The 21,258-nt window shown below is 67.9% G+C and carries 18 protein-coding genes and 1 tRNA gene; 11 read left to right on the top strand and 8 right to left on the bottom strand.

The genetic code is table 11. The annotated features are described in order from the left end of the window. Position 1: 1 nt before the first annotated feature. From L3Q65_RS36395 to L3Q65_RS36380, 4 genes are all read right to left on the bottom strand, one after another. Positions 2 to 598: a class F sortase gene (locus tag L3Q65_RS36395; protein WP_182893550.1), complete on the bottom strand. Its 597-nt coding sequence runs from the start codon at positions 596 to 598 to the stop codon at positions 2 to 4. Then, positions 598 to 1,314 (bottom strand): hypothetical protein, encoded by a 717-nt coding sequence (locus L3Q65_RS36390; protein ID WP_237597702.1) that lies wholly within the window; start codon positions 1,312 to 1,314, stop codon positions 598 to 600. The genes L3Q65_RS36395 and L3Q65_RS36390 overlap by 1 nt, the downstream gene beginning before the upstream one ends. A 237-nt stretch (positions 1,315 to 1,551) precedes the next feature. Beyond that, positions 1,552 to 2,583, bottom strand: a complete 1,032-nt coding sequence (locus L3Q65_RS36385; RefSeq protein ID WP_237597701.1) for a PLP-dependent aspartate aminotransferase family protein — start codon at positions 2,581 to 2,583, stop codon at positions 1,552 to 1,554. 46 nt (positions 2,584 to 2,629) lie between these two features. Next, a complete protein-coding gene (locus L3Q65_RS36380; RefSeq protein WP_237597700.1) occupies positions 2,630 to 3,466 on the bottom strand; it encodes a LysR family transcriptional regulator in 837 nt (278 codons plus the stop codon). Between the two features lie 67 nt (positions 3,467 to 3,533). Here L3Q65_RS36380 and L3Q65_RS36375 point away from each other — a divergent pair, with 67 nt between their 5' ends. Next, positions 3,534 to 4,406 carry an EamA family transporter gene (locus L3Q65_RS36375; RefSeq protein ID WP_237597699.1) on the top strand — a complete coding sequence of 291 codons (873 nt, stop codon included), beginning with the start codon at positions 3,534 to 3,536 and terminating at the stop codon, positions 4,404 to 4,406. On the opposite strand, the gene L3Q65_RS36370 is transcribed toward L3Q65_RS36375, so the two are convergent. Next, positions 4,360 to 7,575, bottom strand: coding sequence for a penicillin acylase family protein (locus L3Q65_RS36370; protein WP_237597698.1), 3,216 nt, complete (start codon positions 7,573 to 7,575; stop codon positions 4,360 to 4,362). The genes L3Q65_RS36375 and L3Q65_RS36370 overlap by 47 nt on opposite strands. Positions 7,576 to 7,739: 164 nt before the next feature. Here L3Q65_RS36370 and L3Q65_RS36365 point away from each other — a divergent pair, with 164 nt between their 5' ends. The 5 genes from L3Q65_RS36365 (at position 7,740) to L3Q65_RS36345 (ending at position 11,893) form a co-directional block, all read left to right on the top strand. Then, positions 7,740 to 8,114 carry an FKBP-type peptidyl-prolyl cis-trans isomerase gene (locus L3Q65_RS36365; protein WP_037809223.1) on the top strand — a complete coding sequence of 125 codons (375 nt, stop codon included), beginning with the start codon at positions 7,740 to 7,742 and terminating at the stop codon, positions 8,112 to 8,114. Between the two features lie 121 nt (positions 8,115 to 8,235). Next, a complete protein-coding gene (locus L3Q65_RS36360) occupies positions 8,236 to 8,994 on the top strand; it encodes a trypsin-like serine protease (protein ID WP_182893546.1) in 759 nt (252 codons plus the stop codon). A gap of 124 nt (positions 8,995 to 9,118) precedes the next feature. Continuing rightward, entirely contained in the window at positions 9,119 to 9,853 is a 735-nt protein-coding gene (locus tag L3Q65_RS36355; protein ID WP_237597697.1) for a trypsin-like serine protease, read from the top strand. Between the two features lie 36 nt (positions 9,854 to 9,889). After that, complete coding sequence (locus L3Q65_RS36350; protein WP_093572255.1) at positions 9,890 to 10,225, top strand: hypothetical protein; 336 nt, start codon at positions 9,890 to 9,892, stop codon at positions 10,223 to 10,225. A 48-nt stretch (positions 10,226 to 10,273) separates the two neighbouring features. Further along, positions 10,274 to 11,893 (top strand): hypothetical protein, encoded by a 1,620-nt coding sequence (locus tag L3Q65_RS36345; RefSeq protein ID WP_237597696.1) that lies wholly within the window; start codon positions 10,274 to 10,276, stop codon positions 11,891 to 11,893. Here L3Q65_RS36345 and L3Q65_RS36340 read toward each other — a convergent pair whose 3' ends face one another. From L3Q65_RS36340 to L3Q65_RS36330, 3 genes are all read right to left on the bottom strand, one after another. After that, positions 11,894 to 13,906: an ATP-binding protein gene (locus L3Q65_RS36340; protein WP_237597695.1), complete on the bottom strand. Its 2,013-nt coding sequence runs from the start codon at positions 13,904 to 13,906 to the stop codon at positions 11,894 to 11,896. A 63-nt stretch (positions 13,907 to 13,969) separates the two neighbouring features. Further along, entirely contained in the window at positions 13,970 to 14,518 is a 549-nt protein-coding gene (locus L3Q65_RS36335; RefSeq protein ID WP_237597694.1) for a hypothetical protein, read from the bottom strand. A gap of 412 nt (positions 14,519 to 14,930) precedes the next feature. After that, positions 14,931 to 15,016 (bottom strand) — tRNA-Leu (locus tag L3Q65_RS36330). 130 nt (positions 15,017 to 15,146) lie between these two features. Here L3Q65_RS36330 and L3Q65_RS36325 point away from each other — a divergent pair. From L3Q65_RS36325 to L3Q65_RS36305, 5 genes are all read left to right on the top strand, one after another. Beyond that, entirely contained in the window at positions 15,147 to 16,373 is a 1,227-nt protein-coding gene (locus tag L3Q65_RS36325) for a DUF3662 and FHA domain-containing protein (protein ID WP_182893541.1), read from the top strand. Between the two features lie 102 nt (positions 16,374 to 16,475). After that, positions 16,476 to 16,937 carry an FHA domain-containing protein gene (locus tag L3Q65_RS36320; RefSeq protein ID WP_037718919.1) on the top strand — a complete coding sequence of 154 codons (462 nt, stop codon included), beginning with the start codon at positions 16,476 to 16,478 and terminating at the stop codon, positions 16,935 to 16,937. Continuing rightward, complete coding sequence (locus tag L3Q65_RS36315; RefSeq protein ID WP_182893540.1) at positions 16,934 to 18,310, top strand: PP2C family serine/threonine-protein phosphatase; 1,377 nt, start codon at positions 16,934 to 16,936, stop codon at positions 18,308 to 18,310. The genes L3Q65_RS36320 and L3Q65_RS36315 overlap by 4 nt, the downstream gene beginning before the upstream one ends. Next, positions 18,310 to 19,797, top strand: a complete 1,488-nt coding sequence (locus L3Q65_RS36310; protein ID WP_182893539.1) for an FtsW/RodA/SpoVE family cell cycle protein — start codon at positions 18,310 to 18,312, stop codon at positions 19,795 to 19,797. The genes L3Q65_RS36315 and L3Q65_RS36310 overlap by 1 nt, the downstream gene beginning before the upstream one ends. Further along, a complete protein-coding gene (locus L3Q65_RS36305; RefSeq protein ID WP_182893538.1) occupies positions 19,794 to 21,257 on the top strand; it encodes a penicillin-binding protein 2 in 1,464 nt (487 codons plus the stop codon). Before L3Q65_RS36310 ends, L3Q65_RS36305 begins: the two co-directional genes overlap by 4 nt. Position 21,258: the final 1 nt, after the last annotated feature.

The raw sequence follows: 21,258 nt of genomic DNA, 5'->3' as shown, positions 1-21,258 counted from the left end.
GTCAGGAGACCAGGTTCGCGTACACCACGATGTTGTCCTTGTAGCTGTGCTCGGCGTGGTCGAACACGCCGCCGCAGGTGATGAGGCGCAGCTGCGGCTTGTCCGTGTTGCCGAAGACGGCCTGCGTCGGGAACGTGTCCTTGGGGACCTGTTCCTTGTGGTCCACGACGAACTTCAGCTTCTTGCCGTCGCTGCGTTCGATGTCGACCTCGTCGCCCGGGTTCACGTCCTTGAGCTTGTAGAAGATGCCCGGCTTGTGGTTGCCGTCGACGTGCCCGAGCACGATCGCCGGGCCCACGTCGCCCGGCACCGGCGAAAGCCGGTACCACGCGGCCTGCATCGGGTTCTTCACCGACGGAACCGAAATCTGGCCGTCCTTGTTCGGCAGGACGGTGATCAGCGACGATTTCGCGCCGATCTTCGGGATCTCCACCGACGTCGGCCGCAGCCCGGTGAACGGCTTGGTCACCGGGACCGCCGCACTGGCCGGGGCCTGCGCGGCGGGCGCCGCCGGGGCGTCCGAACCGCACGCGCTCAGCGAGAGGGAGAGGAGCAGAGCGCCCGCGAGAGCGACGCCCTGCCCGTACTTCCTGGTCATCAGGCGGCCATGCCCCCGAAGCCGGTCTCGATGCCGTGCTTCGGCGCGTACTTCACCTGCGAGCCGCCGTGGCCGCCGGTGGTGCCGGCCGAACCAGCGCCAGCGCCGCCAGCCGGGGGAAGCGTGCCGCCGTCGGTCGGCTTGCCGCCGCAGGTCCATTCCGCGCGCACGGTGCCGCTGTCGAAGGAAACGCCGTCGTGGCGCTTGACCAGCCACTCCCAGTAGCGACCGTCGGTCTCGTCCTGGTGCGGGCCCTCGAGCAGGTCGAAGTCGTTGGAGCGCAGGCCGGTCGGCTCGCCCGCCGCGCACGCGATCACGACGACGCCGAGGTTCTCGTCGAGGTCGACGCCGTAGCCGGTGTCGTCGACGTACGGCGGCTCCTCCGGAGTGGAGGTCTCCGAGGAGGTCGGCGTGGTCGGCTTGCTGGTGTCAGTCGGCTTGCCGGTCTCGGTCGGCTTGCCCGTCTCCGTCGGCTTGCCGGTTTCGGTCGGCTTGCCGGTCTCCGTCGGGGCACCGGTCTCGGACGGCTTGCTCGGCTCGGTCGGCTTGCCGGTCTCGCTGGCAGGCGGCGTGGCCGAGCTGGTCTCCGTCGCGCTGGCCGGGGCCGAGACGGGAACCGCCGGGGCCTCCTCCGCGTTCGCGGCAGGCACGACGGCAAGGCTGATCAGGGCGCCCGCGAGCACAGCGCCCGCGAGTCTGCCCAGGGTCTTCTTCAAGATGATTACCCCTCTGAGGAAAAGCGCGATGACCCCCACCGCGCCCGCTGATCCTGCCGAAGATTCAGCCCATAGGGGTAACCCTTTAGCTGGTGATTAATGACACGAGGGAAAGCGGTAACGAACGCCTTCCCGGTAGCGATGATTCCGCCCGATTGCCGGGAATCCGCCCCGTCGTGCCCATACCGTAACAGTTGCCAGGCAACCCGCACAGCCCTCGTTAAAGAATGGCGGAAATCAACCGAGCGCGGTCAGCAAATCTCGCCACAGATCTTCCGGGTCTTCCAATCCGACGGAAAACCGGATGAGCCCCGCTGGCACGCGCTCCTCGCCAAGCAGCCACGCACGCCGTTCCATCAGGCTTTCCACCCCGCCGAGGCTCGTCGCTGGCCGGATCAACCGGACGCTGGCGCACACCTTGTCGGCCGCGTCGGCGTCCGCGACCTCGAACGCCGCCATCATCCCGAAACCGGGATAGCGAACCTTTGTTACCGCCGGGTGTTCCGCCAACCGGGACACCAGCAATTCCGCGGTGCGAGTTTGCTCGGCGAGCCGCACCGGAAGCGTCCGCAAACCACGCAACGCGAGCCACGCTTCGAGCGCACCCGGCGTCGCACCGACCCGAGTCCGCGCCGAGCGAAGTTCGTCGACAATGTCCTGATCGGCTGCGACCGCGACACCGAGAAGAAGGTCGCTGTGTCCGCCGATGAGCTTCGTCGCGCTGTGCACAACAATGTCCGCGCCGAGCGACAGTGGTTGCTGATGCAGCGAAGTCGCGAAGGTGTTGTCGACGACTACGCGTCCCCTCGTGCCGCGCGCGATGGTCTCGATCTCCATCACGTCGAGCGTCGGGTTAGTCGGCGACTCAAGCCACAACAGGTCGGCGTCGCAATCAAGCCACGCCTGCGTGTCCGTCGGCTCCAATTCGGTGACTGTGAGGCGACCGAGCTGCTGTGCGTGCTTCAACGCTCCGCGCGTGACGGCGTAACTGAACGACGGAACCGCAACCGTCGACCCGACCGGCAACGAATCCAGCACCGCGGACAACGTGGCGACGCCGGACGCGTACGAGATCGCAGTGCCACCCTCAAGCGACCCGACGACTTCTTCGAAGGCAGCCCAGGTAGCCGTGCCGTCGGAGCGCGCGTACACCGCGTCACCGCCGGCTTCGAACGTGCTCGTAGCGACGATCGGCGTGGTCAGCGGCTCACCAGGGCCGTGCGGCCGACCCGCCGCGATCGCGCGGGTCCGCGGAGTCCAGTCGTCCATGCGGACACGGTAACTTCGCGACGCTCCGAACGGCAGGCGACGAATATCACCAGGTGGTCAGCCGTTCCACAACGTGGGCGACGTCAGGGTCAGCCAGGCGGTAGTGCAGGTAGACGGCCCGGGACAACCGCGGCTCCAGCGAACGAACCGCGACGGCGGCCGGTGGCGGATCCGGCAACGCCATCGCGGGCGCGACCCCCGCGGTAATTCCGGCCGAGGCCATCGCGACCACCGTCCCGACGTCGCGAACCACATGATCCGGCCGCCATTCGACCCCGTGCGCGGCGAATCCTTCGGCCAAGGCGGGCCCGCACGTTCCACCCGGATCGGCGACCCCGAGCCGGATCAACTCAGCAAGCCGGATCGTCTCCTGGCGGCTTGCCGGATGTTCCTTCGGCACTACCGCAAGGAATTCGTCATCGATCACTCGCTGGCAATCCGGGCCGGGTTGCGTGGTCACAGCGAGATCGATGGTGCCGTCGGCGAGCCAGGCGACGAGTTCGTCGTCCTCGCCCTGCAATGCGAGCACCTGGGCCTGCGGCCAATCCCGTTGCAGCCGCCGCACTCCCATGGGCACGAACCGCACCAACGCACTCGCCACCGCACCGACTCGAAGCTTCGGCGCGCGAACGTCCGCGGCGAGATTGTTGATCGCCCGCAACCCATCGAGCACTGAGGACGCGTGCTCCGCCACCGTGCGGCCCAGTTCGGTGAATCCGGCGGCACCGCGATGCACGACAGGTCCGCCGAGCGCGCTCTCCAGCGCGGCAACCGCCCGGCTGACTGCCGATTGCGTCCGCCCGAGCACCTGCCCGGCGCGGGTGAAACTGCCGTGCTCCCCCACCGCGAGCAAGGCTTCGAGCTGCGCCACCGTCACGTCCACCGTCTGATGATCTCACCGCATGCTGCGGATGACGAGAAGTTGTTGGACGCATAGCAGCAGGTGAGCTGTGCTGAACCGCATGGTTTTCCTCGCGCTGGTCGGCCTCTGGCTGTGCTGGGGGACGTCATTTCCCGCGATGCGGGTCATGGTGCGCACGCTCCCGTCGCTGTCGGCTTCCGGTGCCGCGTTCCTCGCCGCTGGTCTGGTGTTGCTCGCGCTCCGGCCAACCGCGTTGCGCGGTGTGAACTTCCGGCAATTCGGCACGGCGGCCGCGATCGGTGTCTGTCTGCTCGGCGCTCAAGGCACCGTGGCACTCGCTGAACGCACGACGTTCGCCGGGACTGCCGCGTTGGTGGTCGCCGCGCTTCCGCTGTGGGTAACCATGCTGAACGCGGTGCTCGGCGAACGCCCTGCCCGGGCTGGTGTTCTGCGAGTCCTCGTCGGCTTCACCGGCGTCGCCCTGCTGACCGGCACACAGGCCAACGCCTGGACCTTCGTGGTGGCCGCTGCCGGTTTCGTCTGGGCGGCCGGCACCGTCCTGACCGTCCGCACGACGCATCTCCCCGGACCGTGGGCGACCACCACCGTCCAACTGCTGAGCGGCGGCACCGTTCTCCTCGTCGCAGGCGCGGCAACCGGAGAACTCGCCGAGCTCCCCCAGCCCACCCCCGTGTCCTGGCTGGCTCTCGGCTACCTCGCCCTGGTCGATTCGCTAGCCGGTTTCGGTCTCTACACCTGGCTGCTGCGCACCACCTCGGCTGCGCTGGTCAGCACTTACGCCTACGTCGTCCCGATCCTCGCCTGCCTCATCAGCGTCCTCTTCATGAAAGAACCGCCCCGGCCGATCTTGCTGGCCGGGGCGGTTCTCATCGTCATTTCAGTAGCAACAGAGGTCAGTGCGCGTAAACCTCGAACTCATACAGCGAATACCCGTACTTAATCCCGCGCGTAACGCCCTGCATCCGAACGAACCGCGCGTCCGAAGGCGCGAACGAGATGTTGTCCGCCCCGCCGTTCCCGTCTGTCACGACAGCCGCGTCGTGCCAGTCGGTGCCATCGGTGGACAACTGGATCTTGTATCCCTTCCCATACGCCTTCTCCCACGACAGCACCGCGCGCGAAACCTGCTGCACCGAGCCGAGGTCCACGGTGATCGACTGGTTGTCGCTCCAGTCGCTCGCCCAGCGCGTGCCCGGGTTTCCGTCGACCGCGTTCGAAGCCGGGGAGTTGTAGAAGCCGGTTTCCGCGCTGGAAGCGTTCACCGGCTTGCCCGCCGCGAGATTCGAGACGTTGTCGCCGCGGTGCGCCGGGTACTCCACGACCTGCTGGAACGTCGGCCGGTTCTGCGTGCTGATCTTTCCGTGCGCGATACCGCCCAGCGGACGCTGGATGATCGTGTCCGCGCACCACTGGTCACCCGCGGAGCAGTCGCCGTCGCCGGGATACACGGTGTTCGCGGGCTCACCAGCCGCCGTGGCCAGCGAGTCGACCAGCGTCTGCCGGCACGCGGTCAGGTCGCCGCCGCCGCAGAACTTCGCGCCCAGCGGACCCGCGACCGGCTGTCCGAGCATGGTGCGGATGTCCTTGCTGACGTAACCCCACCAGCCGTGCTGGTAAGCCGAACCCTGGTGCGGCTGCCCGACGTGCTTGCCCGGCGTCTCGTTCTGGAAGCCGGACGGGCTTTCGTTGATCTGCAGCACGTTCGTCATCGCGCCGAACGCGTCGTCGCCCATCGCCGGTTTGAACTCGCCGGTCACCAGCAGCGGCCACCACGCGTCCATGATCCGGATCGCATCGGCGTCGATGTAGGTCTTGCTGCCCGGGCTGGACTCGACGCGCTGGTGTCCGTGCTGCAGCCACGTCTTCAGCTTCGCCTCGGCGTCCGCCGCGGCACCGGTGAGCGGGGCTTTGTCGAGCACCTGCAACAGCAGCGGCAGCACCTTCTCCGCTCGCAGGTCGGCCAGCGCCGCGTCCTCCATCGCCTGGGTCAGGTTCACCCGGGTCACCTTGGTTCCGCTGGAAAGCAGCGCCTTGACCCGCGCGTCGAGCAGATCGCCGCGGTGCACGGCGGACTTGTCCGCCCCGCCGGACGCGTAACCGTTGGACTGTGCGTTGTTCCAGCTGATGTAGTAGTCCTGGTTCACCGACTGCGGGTGTTCCGACGCGGGCGTGTAGTCCGCCTTGTTGCCCGCCGGGTTCCAGCCCTTCCAGTCGAACCCGCGATCGCCCCACGCGGGCATCATCGGGTCCACAGTGGAATTGCGCACCGGGTTCGCGCCGGAGTTGAAGTACGCGATGTCCTTCGAATCCGCGTAGAACCAGTTGAAGGTGAAGTTGACGTCGTTGGCGGCGCGCTGGAAGTCCGCGGCCGATTTGACGAAGCCAGGGTCGTTGAACTCCTGGAACCCGATCAGCGAATCCACCTCGTGGAAGTACGAGGACCGCAGCGACGAGTACGCCACCGGCTTCCCGTCGACCGTCGCCCGCGAGGTCACCGGGCCGTACTTCGTGCGGTAGCTGCGCAGGGTGTAGGACCCGGCGGCGGTGCCGTCCGCGACGGTCGGCGACCAGGCGTTCTTGCGCTCTACGGTGTCCATCGGGAGGCATTTGCCCTGGTAGAGGTAGTAGTTCGAGTCCTTTGTGGCCGGTTTGCCGCTCGGGTCGCACAGCGGCAGCGCGTAGGTGTCGATGATGTCCTGCGCCGCGGTCGTCGCGCTCCACGAGTAGTCCTGGCCGCGGCCGAGCAGCACGTACATGCTGAGCCCGGCGAACGACGCGCCCCGCGCGCTGATGCCCGGGCCCTGGATTTCCTGCAGCAGCAACAGCTGTGGCGCGAAATACCCGGTCTGCGGACCGAACACGGCGACCGGATGCCCGCTGGCGGTCTTCGCGCCGGACACCAGCAGCGCGTTGGACATGCCGTGCTTTTCCTTGAGCATGTTGCCCGGCAGCACGCCGTTGTCGAACATGCCGCGCGCGGACTCCTGGTCCTTCGGCGCGGAAACCTTGACCTTCGGCTGCGCGGCGGCGGCCGAGCCGGTCTGGTCGAACACGAGTTGCTGGTTGGTCACCGAGCCCTTGTCCGGCAACGCCGCGCCCTGCGGGTTCGCCGGAGTGTTGCCGTACGGGAAATTCTGCCCGTCGTGCAGGGTCTTCACGGCCTCGGGGTCATCCGCGGCGCGCAGGCTCTGCCACACCTTTTCGCCCTGCTCGACGCCGTACTTCTCCTGCAGCGCCAGCTTCGCGACCGCGTTTTGCACCTCACCGCCGCCTCCGGCGCCGAACTGCGCGCCGACCACCGAGGCGAGCACGACGAGGTCGGTGAGCTTGAACGGTTCGATGGTGCCCGCGTTGGTGATCGCGTCGACGTGCCCGGTCAGCACGTATTCGCCGGGGAAGTACCGGCCGTTGTGCGAATCGGTGATGTATTTGTTGATGCCTTCGATGTACGCCTGCGCGTCGGCGAGACCCTGCTTGCCGCGCGGGCCGCTCGCCGCCACCGCGTCGATCTGCTGCTGCAGTTCGTCCTCGGTATAAGGCGCGGAGGCGAAGAAAGACTGCTCCAGCTCGCGGTTCGCTTCCGCCCCTCCGGCATACGAAGTCAGCTGACCGCGGCCGACGCGACGCATGATGTCCATGAGCCACAAGCGATCCTGCGCCGCCGCGTATCCCGCGCCGTATTCGGTGCCGGACCGCGTCGTGCCCTGGATGTGCGGGACGCCGGTCGCCTTGTCGCGCGTGATCGTCACGTCGTCGCGCGGTTTCAGCGTGCTCGCGACCTGGTCGGCCGGCACGCCGAAGGACGAGTCGTTGAAGAATTTGCCGATCGTGTCGGTCGTCAGCGTCTTGTAGCCGCCCGCGAGGTCGGCGTATTTGCCGAGCTGGTCGTCGGCGTGCCCGGGCTGGGTGCCGAACGCCTTGTTGGCGAGGATTTCGGCGAGCGTCGCGCTGCCGTTCTCGCCTGGCGGGAGGATGTCGTTGCACTGGCCGGCGCAGTAATCGTTGCCGGGCAACGCGGCGGAAGCCGGTGCCGCGGTCCCGATCTGCACTAGCCCGGCCGTGAGCACGGCTACCGCGCCCGCGGCCAGGATGGGAATGCGTCGTCGCATGCCACAAGCTCCGTCCACGAAGGATGCCCCAGGGTGACCCAGCGCACGCTACCGACGGGTAGCGCACATGTGAAGAGTTTTCGCGTTTATCCCCTCGTTGGGAGTAGTCCGTCCGGCGGTACTCCATCCGGCGCAGCGTTTGCCCGATAGGTACGGTGAGCCCCATGAGCGTGGAAAAGCCCCAAGTCGAGCGCCCGGACGGACCGCCGCCCGCCGAGCTGCAGATCAAAGACATCACTGTCGGCGACGGCCCCGAAGCCAAGTCGGGCAATGCGGTGAGCGTGCACTACGTCGGGGTCTCGCACTCCACCGGCGCGCAATTCGACGCCTCTTACGACCGCGGCGCGCCGCTCGATTTCCAGCTCGGCGCGGGCCAGGTCATCCCGGGCTGGGACCAGGGCGTGACCGGCATGAAGGTCGGCGGCCGCCGCCAGCTGGTCATCCCGCCGCACCTGGCTTACGGCGAACGCGGCGCGGGCGGCGTGATCGCCCCGAACGAAACGCTGATTTTCGTCGTCGATCTCGTCGGCGTGAGCTGATCGGAAAGAAACGCGGGCAGCCGGGAAAGCCCGAACGGGCAGCCCCGGCTGATCCCCCTTTCGGGGGAACCGGAAGGCGCCTAACGTTCGCATTGAGTAGTCGTCTTCCGGAGGATATTTCATGCGTTTGCGTGCTGCCCTTTCCGCTGCCTTCCTCGCCGCCGGCGCCGCGCTGGCCGTTGCGGCTCCCGCGTCCGCGGTCGCGAACGGCAACGATGTGGCGCCCGGCGAGTATCCGTTCGCGGCCAAGCTGTCCATGCCCGTCATCCCGCGCGCGGACGGCACCACCTATTCGAGCGGATGCTCGGGTTCCCTGATCGCGCCGCAATGGATCATCACCGCCGGGCACTGTTTCCACGACGTCAATCGCAAGCCGGTTTCCGGCCCGGTGCCGTACGGGACTTCGGTGCTTCTCGGCGCGACCACCGACGAGCCGGGCAAGGGCGAGCGTCGCCAGGTCACCGAGGTGCAGCAGGCAGGCATCAACGACGTCGCGATCGCCAAGCTCGACCAGCCGGTCACCGACATCAAGCCGCTGACGGTTTCTCCCGCCGCGCCGACGAACGGCCAAAAGGTGCTGCTCGCCGGATGGGGCAGCCTGACCGAGGTTTCGCCGAAGCCGTCGGACAAGCTGCAGCAGGGCGAGATGCAGGTCGTCGGCTCCGACGCCACCACCGCGAGCATCATCGGCGTCTCGCCGAAGAAGGACACCAGCGCGTGCAGCTACGACTCGGGCGCGCCGTATTTCGTCGACGACGGCGACAACACCGGCCGCCTGATCTCGGTCGAGTCGACCGGCCCGGACTGCCCCCACGCGACGCCCGAGACGACCGCGCGTGTCGACATCCTCAAGGACTGGATCGCCTCGCACACCCAGTGAGGACAAGTCGCGAGATCGGTCGGTTTTCGTCGCCCATCAAGGGAATTCCGCATCGCGGACGGTGTCGTTAGCGTGGAAGGCCGAGTTCATCGGCGTCCGCCGGTGACCCGGACGAAGGGACAGAATGCGCGTCCGCGCCGCGATCTCCGCAGCAGTTCTCCTGCCCATCCTCACCGCGAGCCCGGCCTTGGCCGTCGCCAACGGTTCTGACGTCCCAGCAGGCCAATTCGGCTTCGCCGCGAAGCTGAGCATGACCGGAATCCCGCTGCCGAACGGAAGCACGTACTCGAGCTTCTGTTCGGCAGCGCTCGTCGCGCCGCAGTGGATCGTCACCACCGGCCACTGTTTCCACGACGCCAACAAGAACCGGGTGTCCGGCCCGGTGCCGTACCCGACGACGGTGTCGCTTGGCCTCGTCGACGAGACCAAGGAAAAAGGCGTCCAGCGCAAGGTCACGCAGGTCCTGCAAGCCGGCCCGAACGACGTCGCGCTGGCGCAGCTCGACAGCCCGGTCCAGGGCGTCACCCCGCTCACGGTGAACCACCTGGTGCCCGGCGTCGGACAGCAGGTGACGCTGGCGGGCTGGGGCAGCCGGACGGCGCAGAATCCGGTGCCGTCCAAGCAGTTGCAGCAGGGCACGATGAAAATCTCGTCGGTCGGCGGCACGACGGTCGGCATTCACGGTGTCGCGCCGCAAGCGTCCACCAGCGCGTGCACCTACGACACGGGCGCGCCGTATTTCACCGACGGCAAGCTGATCTCGATCGAGAACAACGGCCCGGACTGCCCGCACACCGGCGCGGAAACGACGTCCCGCATCGATGTGATCGCCGAGTGGATCGACGAGCACGCGAAGTGAGTACGGTGGAGGGGCCGTCGACCTGAGGAGAGTCGCATGCCCGAGCCGATCTTGACCGCTGTCGCCACCGCGCTGGCCACGAAGGCCGCGACCGGGCTGTATGACCTGGTCAAGCGCAAGTTCTCCGGCAACAGCAAGGCAACCGCGGAACTGGAGGCGGCCACCCCCGACAACCCGGCCACCGTCACCGCATTGGCCGAACGCCTCGACGAGGCCAGCCGTCAGGACCCGGAGTTCGGCGCGGCCCTGCGCACCGAATTCGAGGTGCACCAGGAAGCCCGCAGCGGCGGGGTGACGAACCACGTGGGCACCGTCGCCGAAGGGGCCAAGGTCGTTCAGTTGCGTGACGTACAAGGCAATATCAGCCTCTGAGCCTTTTCCGGCGACCGGCACGGAGCGCGATCGGTAGGATCGCTCTCCGTGCCTTCGTCGTCTTACCCCGTGCCGCGCCGATGGCGCACTGTGCCCACGGAACGGACGCTGCTGGCGGTAGTGCACAACGTCACCGCGGCGACCCGGCTGCTGGACGTGCTGCCGTTGTTCGCCGGGGATCCCCGGGTGCAGGTGGTGTTCACGTGCCCGGATTCGAGCGCGTTCACCCGGGGGACGGAGGAGTACCTCGCCGCGCGCGGCATCCCGCTGGAGCCGTGGGACGACGTCGTGGCGGAGGACTTCGACTGGGCACTGGCGGCGAGTTACGGCGGGGATTTGCATAAATTGCGGGCTCCGTTGACTGTTTTGCCGCACGGAATGGGTTATAATAAATTCTTGGAAACCGGAAACCGGAAACCGGAAACCGGAAACCGGAAACCGGAAACCGGAAACCGGAAACCGGTTTTCGGGTTATCCGAGCAATGGCTGATGCACAACGGCGAGGTGATCGCCGAACATCACGTCCTCTCGCATCCCGAACAGCTCACCCGGCTGCGGCAGTACTGCCCGGAAGCCGCTGACCACGCCGTCATCGCCGGAGACTCCTGTCTCGACCGCCTGCACGACGCCCGCGAACTGCGCGAGTCCTACCGCCAAGCCCTCGGCGTAACCGGCGAACAAACCCTGGTGCTGATCTCGTCCACGTGGGGCCAGCTCTCGTCGTACGGATCCGGCCCCGACCTTCCTGACCGGATCGCCCGGCAACTGCCGCTGGACGAATTCGCCGTCGTCCTGGCGCTGCACCCGAACATCGGCCATGGCCATTACCCGTGGCAACTGAAAATGTGGCTGCGGGAATGCGAACGCGCGGGCGTAATCATCCTCCCGGAAGAAGATCTGTGGCAACCAGCCGCAGTAGCCGCCGACGTCACCATCGGCGACCACGGCTCCGTCACCTACTACTCCGCCTGCCTTGGCACCCCGGTCCTGCTGGCCGCCGCCCCGCACGAAGCCGTCGATCCGGATTCCCCGGTAGCCGCCCTGCTGCGCGCCGCCCCCTCGCTGACCGACGAAAACCTGGCCGGCCAACTGCGCACCGCGACCCAGCCAGCAGCCCTGATCGCCGCGACCGAACTGGCCACCAGTGTCCCCGGCGAATCCGCGGAGTTGCTGACCGGCCTCGGCTACCGCACGCTCCGACTACCGCCACCAGCCGAACCAGCCGGATTCACCGCGTTCCCGCTGCCGCGAGTCCAACGCCCAGAACCCGGCGCCCAATGGATCCGAATCCTCGGCGACGAAGTCACCAGATTCACTGCTGCCTCCCCTGACACCCACCTGGTCGTCCACGTCGACGGCCCTGACCCGCGTCAGCTGCGCCGCGCCGAAATCGTGCTCGGCGACCGCTTCCCCGATCCGGGCCGCTGGATCGCCGTCACACTCGCCGAATTCCCCGGCTGCGAATGGGCCGCCTGCCCAGCCGGATCAGGCTGGCTGGCCGGCAGCCGCGACGGCTTGGTCGTCTCCTTCACCGGCACCGACTTGCCGCAAGCCGTGCCGTCGCTGCTCTACAAGCGCGCTCAGCTAGGCCTCGGTTTCCCCGGACAACTGCCCTTCACCGCAGGCGGCCGCAAACACGAGGTGCGGCTTACTGTCCACTATGGATAGTCAGAGCCGGCCAAGCCAGATCAGCAGATCGGTCGCCTCAGCCGTAAAACCGTGCAGCTGTGCGACGCTCACCGCGTCCTCCACGTGCGCCTTCGCCTGATCGCGGAAGCCCCGGGCCAACGCCGCCTCCGCACGCGACCGGAACGCGGCAATGCGTTCGCGGTGCAGGCGTAGCTGTTCTGCCGCCGAATCAAGTTCGGCCAGCACAGCCGCGCCTTCTTCGTACGAACCAGCCTCGATCAGCTTCCGCCCTTGCCACAACCTGATCTTCACCAGGTTGCCCGGTTCGTTCTTCAGGCTCTGCTCCGCTTGTGCCAGCAGGAGGGCCGCTTCCTCCGGCGGCACGACCTTGGCCAGATGCATCCGGATCAACGCGAGCCGACGGCCATCGGGAAGTGCCTCGGCCAACGCGAGACTTTCCCGGAAACAGACTTCCGCCTGGCCCAGCAACGAAACCGCCTCGTCCGGCCGCCCCTGCTGCCGCGCGATCAACCCAGGTTCGAAGAACGCGAGCCCGCGTGCTTCCAGCGCGGACGCGTGTTCCTCCGGAGTCGTAGCCAGCTCGGCCGCAGCGGCGTACTGCTCCCTCGCCGCCGCCCAATCCCGCCGCTGCATCCGAGCGAACCCAAGCTGAGTACGAACCAGCCCTTCGGCAAGCGGCATCCCAGCAGCCTGCGCGGCCTGGACCGCGTCCTGGCTCACCGCCGCCAGCTCAACGGGATAGGCACCGTCCTTGTAGACCGGCCACAACGCCCTGGCCAGCCGGATAACGTCCTCGTGCGCCCCGGTCTGCAACGCGGCCTCCGCCGCGGCAAGCAAATTCGCCTGCTCGGCGAACAACCACTCCCAGGCGTCGGCCTCGGGCAACGACGCCGGCACGAAGCCCTCCCAGATCTTCTCCGGCCAGCGAGTGCGCAGCGCCCGTTCCGCGATCTCGAGCCCTTGCCGGGCGTAGTACCCGACCACGATCTCCTCGAGGTCGCCAGCCAGCCCGGCGGCGTGCAAGCGAGCCAGCTCGGACATCCGGTACCGGCCCTTGATGACCTCGAGCAGTTTGGCCGAAACCAGTTTCTGCAACGCGTCCTCAGCCTCGAACTCTTCGAGACCGAGTACCGCCGCGACAGTTTCCAGCCGAACGTCGCCGCTGCCCGGATGCGCGCCGAAGAACCGGTACCCGGCTTGTTCGTGCTCACCCATCAGGTCGTAAGCGACGTCGAACACCGCGCTGGCCAGCGCGCCCTTCGCCCGGATCCGCGCGAGCAGCCGCCGCACCGTCGCGTCCGGCCGCGCGAGGAGCATGCCCGCGACGTTGAGCTCCGCGGCAGAACCAGCGCAGATCCGCAGCAGTTCCTTCCGCTGTTCCGGCTCCGCGGCGAGCTTTTCCTCGCCCACCAGCGCGGTCAGCACGCCCAGCGCCGCGTCGTCGCTCAACGGCTCCAGCTCGACGTCCCGAGCGGAATACCGGGCCCGCAACGCTTCCAGGTCCGATCCGACCGCGAGCACGTACGACCCGGGACGCGTCGGCAGCAGCGCCTTGACCTCAGCCGCGCTCAACGCGTCGTCGACCAGCAGCGCGACCTTGAACCCAGCGGTCCGCGACTGCCACATCGCCGCGCGCGCTTCGAGACTCGCCGGCATCTCGTCCAGCCCGTATCCCAGCTTGGACAGCAGTTCGGCGAGCACGTCCGCGCCCACCCGATGGCCCACCCGCACCTCGTAGAACCGGTCGAACCGGTCCTGATGCTGGTGCAGCCAGGTTTCGCACAACGTGGTCCGCCCGCTGCCCGGCGCACCCCGCACGATCGCGATCGCGACCCGGTCCAGCGCTTCGTCATGAATCTCGGTCAGCAAATCAAGCTGCGGCTTGTTGTTCCGGTAATGCTTCGGCGGCGCCTGAACCTGCAACACCGGCGCCGCGGGCTGCTGCGGCCCGTGGAAATGCACGTCGCCGTAGACGTCGCGCGCCTGGAAGACCTTGTCCGCCTGGCCGTCGAAGTAGTTGCCGTCGCTCACTGTTCCCCCGCCCAGCTGGTCCCGGCTCAGGCTACCGGAAACGTAAAATCGAACCGCTGAAAATCACCGCGGTGCGAGCATCAACATCGAGCCGTCTTCCCAGTACAAACAGGCAGGCGAAGGACTCCACTGCGCAGTCCCCTGCCACACCACCACCGGTGCGGCGTCCCCCATCTCGACCAACGCGACCCGCGCCGCGCCACGCACCACGGCTATCTCGCCGCTTCGCCCCTTCAACATCGAGGCCGCCTCGAACGCCTGCCCGCGCGCCGGCCCACTGGGCACCGCCACCGGTTTCCGGCGGCGCTTCGGAACTGTCACGAACTCCCAAAGCACCATGAACGGCCAGGCGATATTGGCGAGGATCTCGAGGACAGCCTCCGCGACACACCCCAGCGACCGATCAGCCCGCTTCCGCCGATCACGCCCCGCCTTGACCCGACCGAGCACCACGACTTGGACAGGCTCCCGCCAGTCGCTCTCGAAGCACCGCTCGATCCGGGCTCCCAAATCCTGGCCCATCAGCCACCCGTCCGATTCGGTTATGCCGCCCTGGAACCGTACCGACTCAGCCTGCGAGGCGAGCGGAAAAAGCGAAAAGACCATGATCAAGTTGAGGGAGTTGACGAGCGCCGCGACTACCGGGAATAGCAGTCCTCCCACTGAACTCCCAGCACGGTTCACTCCTTGCGGTACCTGAGTGCCCAGCCGCGAAATAGGAACGCGACCCGATCAGACCGACCCCGGAAAGCAGCAGGCAACGCCGCTGCCCCTCCATGGACCGGAGCGCCCCGCGAATCTCGCCGACCGGCCAACCCTCCCCAGGCCCCAATGCGGTAGCGGTCCGTGATCAAACAACCACTCCAACACCGCTCCGCGAAATGTGCCCTGGCCCACACCCACTCGGCCACCCCGCCAACCGCAACCGAAGGCACCGCGGGGGCCGGGGGCTCGACCCCCGGACGAAAGGACGACCGACAAAGGGGAAGAGCCCCAGTCGCGCAAGCGACTGGGGCTCTTCCCGTGGTGGGCGAGGAGGGAGTTGAACCCTCACGTCCTTTCGGACACACGGACCTGAACCGTGCGCGTCTGCCATTCCGCCACTCGCCCGAGTTGCTTCCTTGAGGCAGCCAGCAAAGCTTAGCAGGGCCTTCTGACGGGTTTCACCGGGGGCATGCCCAACCCTTCCTCCCCCGGATAGGATCGATGCGGAAGCACACGTGTGAGGAGGTTGTCCCCGGTGGGTCGCGTTGAGCGCTTTGACAGGCGACTCGAGAACCTGGTGGGGAATACTTTCGCGCGCATGTTCGGCGGCAACGTCGTCACGCAGGAAGTGGCGGTTGCGCTCGAGAGGGAAGGCGAGGAGAACGTTCGTGAGCTGGCAGGCGGTCGGCAGCTCGCCCCGAATCACTACATCGTGTCGTTGGGGGCGGCTGACCACGATCGCATGGCCGGCGATGAGCAGCGGGTCACCGGGGTTCTCGCGAAGGCGGTGGCGGAACACCTCGCCGCGCAGGGCTGGGACACCTATGGTGACGTCGTCGTATCACTCGAGCGCAACGAGGCGCTGCATACTGGACAGTTCAAGACCCGTTCGTCCGTCGATCCCGACGCCCGCGCCACTGCGGGGGAAGGGCCGTCACGGTCGGCACGACCCAGCAACGCAGGAGACCCACCAATGAGCCAGCCCCCCGGCTACGGCCAATACGACCAGGGTGACCCGTACGGCCAGCAGGGCCAGTACGGCTACGGACAGCAGGGTGGCCAGCAGCCCGGGTACGACCAGGGTTATGGCGGTCAGCCGCAGCAGGGCTACGACCAGGGCTACGGCGGCCAGCCCCCCGCGCAGGGCTACGACCAGTACGGCGGCCAGGGCCAGCAGCCCGGTTACGACCAGGGCTACGGGCAGCCCCCGGCCCAGGGCTACGACCAGGGTTACGGCCAGCAGGGCGGCTACGACCAGGGTTACGGCGGCCAGGCTCCGCAGGGCGGGTACGACCAGGGCTACGGGCAGCCGCAGCAGGGCTATGACCAGGGTTACGGCGGTCAGCCCCCGGCGCAGGGCTATGACCAGGGTTACGGCCAGCAGGGCGGGTACGACCAGTACGGCGGCCAGCCGCAGGCGGCCTACGGGCAGGACCCGTACGCGCAGCAGGGCGCTCCGGCCGCGGGCCGTCAGCTTCAGGCGAGCCTTCAGCTGGACGACGGGTCCAACCGCACCTACTCGCTGAAGCAGGGCGGCAACGTCGTCGGCCGCGGGCAGGACGCGGACTTCCGCCTTCCGGACACCGGCGTTTCGCGACGGCACCTGGAGATCACCTGGGACGGGCAGAGCGCGACGCTCGCCGACATCGGGTCGACCAACGGGACCACGGTCAACGGCACTCCGGTGCAGACGTGGCAGCTGGCGGACGGCGACGTGATCCGGGTGGGTCATTCGTCTCTGGTGTTCCGAACCCAGGGCTGATCGCAGACCGTCCACAGGGTTCCCGCAGAATTGTCTTGCGGGGGGATCCGCGGTGCGCGTGGCGCCGCGGCTTGCAGGCACAGGCGGGAGCGGACACAACAAGTGCCAGAGCTGGTCGTTCAACTCACCAGAGTGGGCTTTCTCGTGCTGCTCTGGCTCTTTGTGTTCGCCGCGCTCCGAGTCGTGCGCTCGGACCTTTACGCCGCGTCGGGCCTCCGGGTCCAGGTGCCGTCCTTCCGCCGCAACAAAGAGAAGAAGCCGCGGGGCAGCAAGGCCCCGCAGCAACTGCTCGTGACACACGGGGCCCTCGCGGGCACCCGCATCGCGCTCGACGGGCGGCCGATCCTCATCGGCCGGGCCGACGACTCGACGCTGGTGCTCGACGACGACTACGCATCGACCCGGCACGCCCGGATCGCGCTGCGCGGGGAGGACTGGTACGTGGAAGATCTGGGCTCGACGAACGGGACCTACCTCGACCGGGCTAAGGTCACTGCACCCCTCCGGGTCCCGCTCGGAGTCCCCATCCGGATCGGCAAGACGGTGATCGAGCTTCGCCCATGACTCTCGTCCTCCGCTACGCGGCCCGCAGCGACCGGGGCCTGGTGCGTTCCAACAACCAGGACTCCGTGTACGCCGGCCCGCGTCTTCTCGCGCTCGCCGACGGCATGGGCGGGCACGCCGCAGGTGAGGTGGCCAGCAAGGTCGTCATCGCCTCGCTCGCCCCGCTCGACGACGACGAGCCGGGCGACGACCTGCTCGCCCAGCTTCGCGAAGCCGTCCAGAACGGCAACGCGGCGATCGCCGAACTGGTGTCCCAGGACCCCGACCTGGACGGCATGGGCACCACGCTCACCGCCGTCTTGTTCGCGGGAAGCAGACTTGGTCTGGTCCACGTCGGCGACTCGCGCGCGTATCTGATGCGCGGCGGGCAGTTCGCCCAGATCACCCGCGACGACAGCTTCGTCAACGAACTGCTCGAACAGGGCCGCATCACGCCGGAAGAGGCCGCGGTGCACCCGCAGCGTTCGCTGCTGCTCAAGGCGCTCACCGGGCACGAGGTCGAACCGAGCCTCACCGTGCGCGAGGCGCGTCCCGGTGACCGGTACCTGATTTGCTCCGACGGTTTGTCCGGAATGGTCAGCGACGAGACACTCGCCGAGGCCGTGCAGATCCCGGATCCGCAGGACTGCGCCGACCGGATGATCGAACTGGCGCTCAAGGGCGGCGGCACGGACAACGTGACCGTCATCATCGCCGACGTGGTCGACGTCGATTTCGGCGACGACGCCCCGATCGTGGGCGGAGCCGCCGGCGACGGCAGCGACGAGATGCATCAGGGGGACTCTCCCGCGGCACGGGCGCGCGCGCTGACTCAGCCGCCGCCGCAGCCGCGACCGGAGCAGCAGCCTCCGCCGGAGGACCCGAAAGCGAAACGGCGGAAACGGTTCCGCTGGCTCGTGGGGGCGGTCGTGGTGCTGATCGTGCTGGGCGCCGCCGCGATCGCGACTCGATACTTCGTGCTCAGCCAGTACTACGTCGGAGAAGGCCCCGACCAGGAGGTCGTGATCTACCGCGGCGTCCCGGGCAGCATCCTCGGCATCGACCTGCACTCGCTCGAGCAGGGCTCGTGCCCGCCGGGCCAGTTGTGCACCGACAAGCTCCGCGTCTCCGCGTTGCAGGAGGACGCCCGAATCGCCGTGCAGAACGGCGTGAAGCGCGAAAGCCTCGACGACGCGCGCAAGTACATCGACGATTTCCTCCGTCTCAAGAAGAAGCTGTCGGACTGCAAGCCGGCCAATCCTCCGGGCGTCCCGCAGTCGGGCGCGCCCTCGTCCAGCGTGGCTCCTCCCGGGGGCACGCCTTCGTCGGCGAACCAGCCTGCGGGGAGGGACTGCTCGACGGCGGGTACGCCGCCGACGGGGGGCGGTAACTGATGGGCCAGCCGCTGGCCGACCCGATGTCCGCCCAGTTCGCCACGAATCCGCCGCGAGACCTGCCCAAGCGAAGGGGCACAGAGCTCGCGTTGCTGGCGTTCGCGGCGGGCATCGTCACGCTCGCGCTGGTCATCGTCGAGGCCAATCAGGAGCAGGAGCTGACGCTCTCGATCCTGTGGGTGGGACTCGCTTACCTGGGCGTGCTCGCGACGACGCACCTCGCCGTGCGCCGCTGGGCCCCGTACGCCGACCCGGTGCTGCTGCCGTGTGTCGCGCTGCTCAACGGGATCGGGCTGGTGATGATTCACCGGCTCGACCTGGCGAAGGCCGAATCGGCGTTGCAGCGCGGCAAGGAGTACTCGCCGGAGATCACCAAGCAACTGCTGTTCACCGCGGTTTCGCTGGTGCTGTTCGTGATCGTGCTGGTGGTGGTCAACGACCACCGCACGCTGACCCGCTACAGCTACATCGCCGGCCTGGTCGGGCTCGGCGCGCTCGCGCTGCCCGCGGTGCTGCCCGCCAGCCTGTCCGAGGCGGGCGGCGCGAAGGTGTGGCTGAAGCTGCCGTTCTTCTCGATCCAGCCGGGCGAGTTCGCGAAGCTGCTGCTGATGATCTTCTTCGCGTCGTTCCTGGTGTCCAAACGCGATTTGTTCATGGTGGCGGGCAAGAAGTTCCTCGGCGTGGAACTGCCGCGCGCCCGTGATCTGGGCCCGATCCTGATCGCCGCCGCCGTCGCGATCGGCGTGCTGGTCTTCGAGAAGGACCTCGGCACGTCGCTGCTGTATTTCAGCATCATCCTGGTGATGCTCTACGTCGCGACCGAGCGCGCGATCTGGGTCGTCGTCGGGCTGACGTTCTTCGTCGGCGGCTGCCTCATCGCCTACAACCTGTTCGGCCACGTCCAGCAGCGGGTGGAGAACTGGCTCAACCCCACCGGCCCGCGCTACGACGTGCTGGGCGGCAGCTACCAGCTCGCGCAGGGCCTGTTCGGGCTCGGCACCGGCGGCGTCGGCGGCACCGGGCTCGGCGCTGGCCGTCCGGACATCCCGCCCGCCGCGAGCACCGACTTCATCACCGCCGCGATCGGCGAGGAGCTCGGCTTCATCGGGCTGGCCGCGGTGCTGATGCTGTACATGCTGCTGGCGATGCGCGGCATGCGCAGCGCGCTGGCGGTGCGCGACACGTTCGGCAAACTGCTCGGCGGCGGGCTCGCCTTCACCATCGTGATCCAGATCTTCGTGGTCGTCGGCGGCGTCACCGCGCTCATCCCGGAAACCGGCGTCACCGCGCCGTTCCTGTCCTACGGCGGCTCTTCGCTGCTGGCGAACTACATCCTGGTCGCCCTGATGCTGCGCATTTCGGACGCGGCGCGCAGGCCGGCCACCCGGCCGAAGCCGCAGCAGCCGCAGGCTCCGATCGCCGAGGCGCACACCGTGATGGTGCGGCGTCCGCCAGTCGAAGGCGACCCGAACGGGAGGACCGCGTGAACGCCCCCCTGCGCAAGGTCGGCATGGCGATGCTCGCGATGATCGTGCTGCTGCTGGCCAACATCACCTACGTCCAGGTCATCAAAGCCGACACGTACCGCACCGATCCGCGCAACCAGCGCGTGCTCTACGACGAGTACTCCCGCCAGCGCGGCCAGATCGTCACGCCGGACGGCACCGTGCTCGCCGGCGTGAAGCCCTCGACCGACAAGTTCAAGTTCTTCCGCACCTACGCCGACGGCCCGATGTACGCCCCGGTCACCGGGTACTACTCGATCAACTACGGCGCGGGCGGGCTCGAGCGCGCCGAGGACGACGTGCTGAACGGATCGGATCCGCGGCTGTTCGTGCGCAGGCTTTCGGACATGGTCACCGGCCGCGATCCGCGCGGCGGCAACGTGAAACTCACCATCGACCCGAAGGTGCAGAAGGCCGCCTACGACCTGATGACGCAGCGCGGCTACACCGGCGCGGTGGTCGCGATGGAGCCGAAGACCGGCCGGATCCTGGCGATGGTCTCGACCCCGTCGTACGACCCGAACCAGCTGGCGACGCACGGCACCGACCAGAACAAGGCCTGGGACGCCTACTCCAAAGACAAGAACAACCCGATGCTGAACCGGGCGATCTCGGAGAACTACCCGCCCGGGTCGACGTTCAAGATCGTCACCGCCACCGCGGCGCTGGAGAGCGGGATCGGCCCGGACACCCAGATCAGCACCGCGCCGAACGTGCAGCTGCCGGGCACGAACACGACGCTGGAGAACTACGGCGGCGAAACCTGCCCCGGCAACACCTTCAAGGACGCGCTGGCGCATTCGTGCAACGTCCCGTTCGCGACCTTCGCGGGCCAGCTCGGCGCGGACAAGATGAAGGCGGCCGCGGTCAACTTCGGCATCGGGCAGACCGACCTCACCGTGCCGATGCGGGTCGTCGGCTCGACCGTCGGCCCGCTCGACTCGCCGGGCGCGCTCTACCAGAGCGGCATCGGCCAGCGCGACGTCCGGCTCACCCCGCTGCAGGACTGCCTGCTCTCGGCGACCGTCGCGAACAACGGTTACGCGATGAAGCCGCAGCTGATCCAGTCGATCCTGGCCCCTGACCTGTCGACGGTCGAGAACGTCGACCCGGAGCAGCTCACCGGCAAGCCCGCGCTGTCGCCGGAGAACGACAAGATCCTCACCGACATGATGATCGCGTCGGAGTCCTTCACCAAGGGCGGCGGCAAGAACGACGCGCTGAAGATCGCGTCGAAGACCGGTACCGCCGAGCACGGCGCCGACTCGAAGAACACCGCCCCGCACGCGTGGTACACCGCGTTCGCGCCGTCGGACAACCCGCAGATCGCCGTGTCGGTCATCGTCGAGAACGGCGGCAACCGCGGTCTCGCCGCGACCGGCGGCACGGTGGCCGCCGAGATCGGCCGTGCCGCCATCGCCGCCCGGCTCGGGGGTGGATAGC

The sequence above is a fragment of the Amycolatopsis sp. FU40 genome (assembly GCF_021903635.1).
Classification (GTDB): Bacteria; Actinomycetota; Actinomycetes; order Mycobacteriales; family Pseudonocardiaceae; genus Amycolatopsis; species Amycolatopsis dendrobii.
Note: the sequence above shows the minus strand (reverse complement) of the source record. Positions and strands in the feature narration are given on the sequence as shown.

Excerpts from the sequence above, each read along its gene's own strand:
- L3Q65_RS36315 (WP_182893540.1), top strand. The coding sequence starts at position 16,934 with ATGACTCTCGTCCTCCGCTACGCGGCCCGCAGCGACCGGGGCCTGGTG.
- L3Q65_RS36360 (WP_182893546.1), top strand. The coding sequence starts at position 8,236 with ATGCGTTTGCGTGCTGCCCTTTCCGCTGCCTTCCTCGCCGCCGGCGCC.
- L3Q65_RS36355 (WP_237597697.1), top strand. The coding sequence starts at position 9,119 with ATGCGCGTCCGCGCCGCGATCTCCGCAGCAGTTCTCCTGCCCATCCTC.
- L3Q65_RS36370 (WP_237597698.1), bottom strand. The coding sequence starts at position 7,575 with ATGCGACGACGCATTCCCATCCTGGCCGCGGGCGCGGTAGCCGTGCTC.
- L3Q65_RS36365 (WP_037809223.1), top strand. The coding sequence starts at position 7,740 with ATGAGCGTGGAAAAGCCCCAAGTCGAGCGCCCGGACGGACCGCCGCCC.
- L3Q65_RS36310 (WP_182893539.1), top strand. The coding sequence starts at position 18,310 with ATGGGCCAGCCGCTGGCCGACCCGATGTCCGCCCAGTTCGCCACGAAT.
- L3Q65_RS36395 (WP_182893550.1), bottom strand. The coding sequence starts at position 598 with ATGACCAGGAAGTACGGGCAGGGCGTCGCTCTCGCGGGCGCTCTGCTC.
- L3Q65_RS36385 (WP_237597701.1), bottom strand. The coding sequence starts at position 2,583 with ATGGACGACTGGACTCCGCGGACCCGCGCGATCGCGGCGGGTCGGCCG.
- L3Q65_RS36350 (WP_093572255.1), top strand. The coding sequence starts at position 9,890 with ATGCCCGAGCCGATCTTGACCGCTGTCGCCACCGCGCTGGCCACGAAG.